This is a genomic window from Mucilaginibacter sp., from assembly GCF_036383575.1.
Lineage (GTDB): Bacteria > Bacteroidota > Bacteroidia > Sphingobacteriales > Sphingobacteriaceae > Mucilaginibacter.
In genome coordinates this window covers 1-5,413 of the sequence record NZ_DASVOB010000123.1, presented here as the reverse complement: position 1 = coordinate 5,413, position 5,413 = coordinate 1, and the positions used below count along the sequence as shown (strand labels likewise).

Below are 5,413 nucleotides of genomic sequence, written 5' to 3'. Positions count from 1 at the left end.
CAATGGTGAAGATCGATAGTTATTTGAGCACCGGCGAATTTAAATACTTTGGGTTTACGGTTATGCCCGGCCCGCAATTGAGGCAGGCTATTATAGCCGCCAAAACTATCAAGCAAAAATACCCTGAAACTAAAATGATCTGGGGCGGATACTTTCCGTCAAACCAGCCCAACGCAGTTTTATATTCGGGTTACGTTGATTTTATTATCAATGGCCCCGGTGATAATGCTTTCCCCGCTTTGATAGATGCTTTGGAGAAAAATGAGCCTTACGAGTTTATCCGCAATCTGATCTATAAAGCAACGGATGGCAAGATCGTCAAAACCGCTAAGGAAGACCTTTTAGACCAGGACAACCTGCCTGCTTTGCCATATGATAAACTGAATACTTTTTACCCTGTCACCAAATTTTTGGGTAAAACCTACCTGGGCGAAAAAACGATGGCTTACCACTCCAGCATTGGCTGTCCGTTTACTTGTTCCTTTTGCGCTGTGGTGCCCATTTATGAGGCAAGGTGGAAAGCTAAATCGGCACAGAACGTTTATAAAGATGTAAAATATATCAAGGATAAATGGGGAGCCGATGCTATTGAGTTTCATGATAATAACTTTTTTGTATCAGAAAAACGCGCGGTTGAGTTTGCCCGTTTGAGAAAGCACGAAAACATGACCTGGTGGGGTATGGCCCGCATCGATACCATGTCCAAGTTTAAAGATTCGTCGCTGGCGGCTATCCGGGAGTCGGGTTGTAAGATCATCTTTTTTGGTGCCGAAAGCGGTAATAATGCCATCCTCGAGCAAATGGACAAGGGCGGTACTCAAACCGGCGACCAGATCATTGAGTTTGCCGAGCGCCTTAAAAAGTTTGATATCATCCCCGAATATTCATTTGTGCTGGGCACCCCGGCTCCAACGCAGGAGCAGGTTCAGTCGCAAATTGATTTTGAGATAGATTTTATCAAAAAAGTAAAAGCGGTTAATCCTAAAACCGAGATCGTGATCTATACCTACAGTCCGGTGCCTACCGAAGGTTCGGAACTGTTTAAACAGGTAATGAAAAGCGGTTTCCGTTTTCCCGAAACGCTGGAAGACTGGATCAGCCCCGCATGGGAAGCCTTCGATCTTCGTAAAAACCCGCTTACGCCATGGCTTACGCCGGAGATGATTGACAAGATCAGGAATTTTGAAACGGTGCTGAACGGTGTATATCCAACAGTAACCGATATCAGGCTCAATATGATCAAACGTATGGCTATTAAACTGGTGGCTACTATGCGCTACAAGGCGAGCATGTACCAATATCCATACGAGATAAAGCTATTACAAAAAGTTTGGCGCTACAGGCAGCCCGAAATACAGGGATTTTAATTTATGGAGATGACCGGCCAATCATTATATCATACTTTTCAGCGTTTTCGTACCCTGCAAACGCACCGCATTGCTGCGCTGCCCATCGTGATTTTGATGCCGCACAGCGCCTGCAACTGTCGCTGCGTGATGTGTGATATCTGGAAGGATAACAAAAACCTGAAGCAGCTTACGGAAGCCGATTTAACCGACCTGCTTGGTACGCTACGAAAATTCGGCACCAAACAGGTATTAATGTCGGGCGGGGAGGCGTTGCTGAATACCAATTTTTTCAGGTTGTGTGAAATTTTGCGGGCTGAAAAGATCAAGGTTACGCTGCTTTCAACCGGCTTATCGATCAGGAAAAACGCTTTCAATATTTTAAAATGGGTTGACGACCTCATTGTTTCTTTAGATGGGGACGAGCTTTTGCATGATGTCATCCGTAATGTGCCCGGCGCGTTCAATAAGCTGCGGGAAGGGGTGAAGTTCATTAAATCTATCGAACCCAAATACCGCATTACGGCCCGCACGGTGATCCACCGGTTAAATTACAGGAACTGGCCGGCCATTATTGAAGCCGCGAGGCAGATGGGCATAGACCAGGTAAGTTTTTTACCTGCCGATGTTAGCAGCCATGCCTTTAATCGTCAAACAGCCTGGGCCGAGCCTAAGCAGCACGAGATCCTGCCGGGCGAAAATGAGCTTCCTGAATTTCAGGAAATAGTAAGCCAGGTACTTGCCAATAAAAGTGATTTCACCAACAGGTTCATCGCTGAATCACCCGCTAAGATCCAGGATATCTATGGTTACTATGCTGCTTTTTACGGTCATAACGCGTTCCCGTTTAAAAAGTGCAATGCACCATGGGTATCGGCGGTTATTGAGGCTGATGGTGCCGTGAGGCCCTGCTTTTTTCACGAGGCGATAGGGAACATCAGGGATAATGCATTGGATGATATTTTGATCAGCAAAGAGGCAATTAACTTTCGCAAAACACTGGATATGGGCAATGATCCTACCTGTGTTAAATGCGTATGCTCGCTCAATTTATCGCCGCTGGCGAGGTTGGATTAGGAAGAAGATAAAATATAAACTATAAAAAGGGCGGCTTTGCGTAATTCCCCTCTTGAGAGGGGGCGCAGAGGAAATGAGCGATGGCAGGGGGGGGATGCGAGATACTTATCAATGCAGAAACACACCCCTCCACCCCTCTCAAGAGGGGAATCGCACTTCCCTCCCTTTTTCCCAACTTGACGGCTATGTTTTCAGGAAGGGAATTTAGAAACAGGCTTGAAAAACGTATGAACAATATACTGTTTACACATTCTTACTTTTTACGTTTCGATCCCAAGCAATGGGGTATAGGACAACCATATGCGCCGCTGGGAACAATATATGCAGCTGCTTTAATGCGCGAACATGGTTATAATGTTAGCCTGTTTGATACCATGTTTGTCAGCGATCCTGGTGAGGTAATACCGGCTATAGAACTTAACAAACCCGATTTTTTTGTGATCTACGATGACGGGTTCAACTACCTTACCAAAATGTGCCTTACCAATATGCGCGAAGCTGCTTTTAAAATGGCTAAGCTGGCAAAGGAAAGAGGATGTACCGTGATTGTCTCCAGTTCTGATTCTACCGACAGGTATGCGGCTTATCTTGCCGAAGGCGCCGACTTTGTGATTTTGGGTGAAGCTGAACAAACACTGCTTGAGCTTACCCAACATATCAGGGATGGTAATACCGATCACTTTGCTGTAAAAGGATTAGCCTATATGAACGGCAGCGAGATCATTAAAACACCCAACCGCCCGGTAATGAAGGAACTGGACAGTTTACCGATGCCCGCCTGGGATTTGGTAAATATGGACACTTACCGCGATATGTGGCTAAAGAACGCAGGATACTTTTCGGTGAATGTAGTTACTACCCGCGGTTGTCCATTTAAGTGTAACTGGTGTGCCAAACCTATTTATGGTAATCGTTACAACTCTCATAGTCCGCAATATGTGGTTAATGAGCTTAAAATGCTTAAGGAGCGATACCAAATGGATCATATCTGGTTTTGTGACGATATTTTTGGGTTGAAGCCCGGCTGGGTGCAGGAGTTTGCCAAATTGCTCAGGCAGGAAGGGATCAAAATTCGCTTCAAGATCCAGTCGCGGGCCGATTTACTGGCAGAGGAAGAAGCTGTGGAAGCCCTTGCTGCTGCCGGTTGTGAAAATGTTTGGATAGGGGCTGAAAGCGGGTCACAAAAGGTTTTGGATGCCATGGATAAGGGTATCACTATTGATCAGATCCATACTGCTACCCATCTGATGAAAGCGCATGGTATCAAGCCATCATTCTTTATCCAGTTTGGCTATCCGGAGGAAACTCGTGATGATATTACGCTTACGATAGATATGATCAACCAATTGCTGCCGTTTGAGATTGGTATTTCAGTATCATACCCTTTGCCCGGCACCGGTTTTTACGAACGCGTTAAAACTGAACTTAAAAAGAAAACCAACTGGACAGATTCCGACGAGATGGCGTTGATGTTCAAGAATACTTATCCGGCTTATTACTATAAGCAATTACATAAATATGTACATCGCAATTATCACAAACATCTGGCTAAAAACAGCCTGCAGAAACTGCTTAAAGATCCGTTTGGGAGTTCATTAAATGGTATAAAGAAGGCATTGTCCGTGTTTTATTATGCTCCGCTTACTTATTTTGAAAAGCTGAAGCTGGAAAAATTTGAAAAAGCCATATGAACGGAGCTTCATCACATATAAACGAACAATTTGCTGAGGCTGCTTTCAGTAACCAGTCGGTAATTTTTGATGAGCTTTATGCTGCCGATACCATTATTGGCTACAAACGTAAACGGGTACGCGATCATATCCTTCAATATTTAAAGCCTGGAAGCAGCATCCTGGAACTGAACAGCGGCACCGGTGAAGACGCCTTGTTTTTCGCACAAAAAGGGTTTAAAGTACATGCTACCGATATTTCAAAAGGGATGCAACAGCAGCTCTGTGAAAAAATGGTAAAGCATGGTGTACATCAATCAGTCAGCAATGAGCTTTGTTCATATACCCAATTGGAACAGCTGAATAATAAAGGCCCTTACGATCTGATCTTTTCCAACTTTGCAGGTCTCAATTGTACCGGTGAACTGGATAAAGTATTAAGCTCATTTGCCGGATTGCTAAACCCGGGCGGCATGGTGACATTAGTGGTGCTGCCCAAATTTTGCCTTTGGGAAACATTGCTGGTATTTAAAGGGAAGTTCAAAACGGCCTTTCGCAGGTTTTTTAGCAGTAAAGGCCGAAAAGCCCACGTAGAGGGTGTTTACTTTGATTGTTTTTATTATAATCCATCGTATATCAAAAAATGCTTAAAACGAGATTTTGAAATGTTAAGTATTGAGGGATTGTGCACCATAGTTCCGCCGTCATACATTGAAGGTTTTGCCGAAAAGCATCCCCGTGCTTATAAATTATTGACCGGTTGGGAAGATAAGCTGAAGGCTACCTGGCCGTTTAAATATGTGGGGGATTATTATATTATTTCGCTGAGGAAGAAGTAGGTTCCAAAAAGGGGGACTTTAGGAAGAATCTCAATGCTATCAAGTTAAAGGATTAATAGGTTGCACCAGAGGTGCAAAAGGTTTGTAGAAATAAATAAATGAATTTTTAGTGTGCCGGAGGTACACAACTCCGGTGTTCCGTACCTCTGGCACGGTTATTTTTGGTATCTGTGTTTCTACAAACCTTTGCCTCCTCTGGAGGCTTTAAAAACATGATCTACACATTCCTCATTAATCACTGCGCCACCCGGTCTTCAGATTCCTGGAGCAGATTCGCAACTTTATTCCGGTACCTTTCTATCAACTTAACCTGGAAATTTTCGGGGGCTGGCTTGGCGAAATGTTTGCTTGCGGCCATGCTCATTACTGCGCCCCGCATGTTCAGCTTTTTCATTGCGGTTTTCTTGTTCCAACGGCCTGACGTGATTCCCATCAATACATTATCCAGCCAGTCACCAAACGGATTATTGAATAATCTTTC

General features: G+C 44.3%; 5 protein-coding genes. 4 read left to right on the top strand and 1 reads right to left on the bottom strand.

Features of this window, described 5'->3' with window-relative positions; translation table 11 throughout:
* The 4 genes from VF500_RS04655 to VF500_RS04640 all read left to right on the top strand — a co-directional run.
* Positions 1-1,367, top strand: a 1,367-nt coding sequence (locus VF500_RS04655; protein WP_330858564.1) for a radical SAM protein, incomplete at its 5' end; no start/stop codon positions are given.
* A gap of 9 nt (positions 1,368-1,376) precedes the next feature.
* Positions 1,377-2,423, top strand: a complete 1,047-nt coding sequence (locus VF500_RS04650) for a radical SAM protein (protein WP_330858563.1) — start codon at positions 1,377-1,379, stop codon at positions 2,421-2,423.
* 227 nt (positions 2,424-2,650) lie between these two features.
* Positions 2,651-4,114, top strand: a complete 1,464-nt coding sequence (locus VF500_RS04645) for a radical SAM protein (RefSeq protein ID WP_330858562.1) — start codon at positions 2,651-2,653, stop codon at positions 4,112-4,114.
* A complete protein-coding gene (locus tag VF500_RS04640) occupies positions 4,111-4,932 on the top strand; it encodes a class I SAM-dependent methyltransferase (protein ID WP_330858561.1) in 822 nt (273 codons plus the stop codon). Before VF500_RS04645 ends, VF500_RS04640 begins: the two co-directional genes overlap by 4 nt.
* Positions 4,933-5,167: 235 nt before the next feature.
* Here the strand turns inward: VF500_RS04640 and VF500_RS04635 are convergent.
* Positions 5,168-5,413 (bottom strand): hypothetical protein (locus VF500_RS04635; protein ID WP_330858560.1); only part of this gene is annotated, 246 nt, incomplete at its 5' end.

What these genes read in the sequence shown, in the direction of transcription:
- VF500_RS04650 (WP_330858563.1), top strand. Translation starts at nt 1,377, where the DNA reads ATGACCGGCCAATCATTATATCATACTTTTCAGCGTTTTCGTACCCTG.
- VF500_RS04645 (WP_330858562.1), top strand. Translation starts at nt 2,651, where the DNA reads ATGAACAATATACTGTTTACACATTCTTACTTTTTACGTTTCGATCCC.
- VF500_RS04640 (WP_330858561.1), top strand. Translation starts at nt 4,111, where the DNA reads ATGAACGGAGCTTCATCACATATAAACGAACAATTTGCTGAGGCTGCT.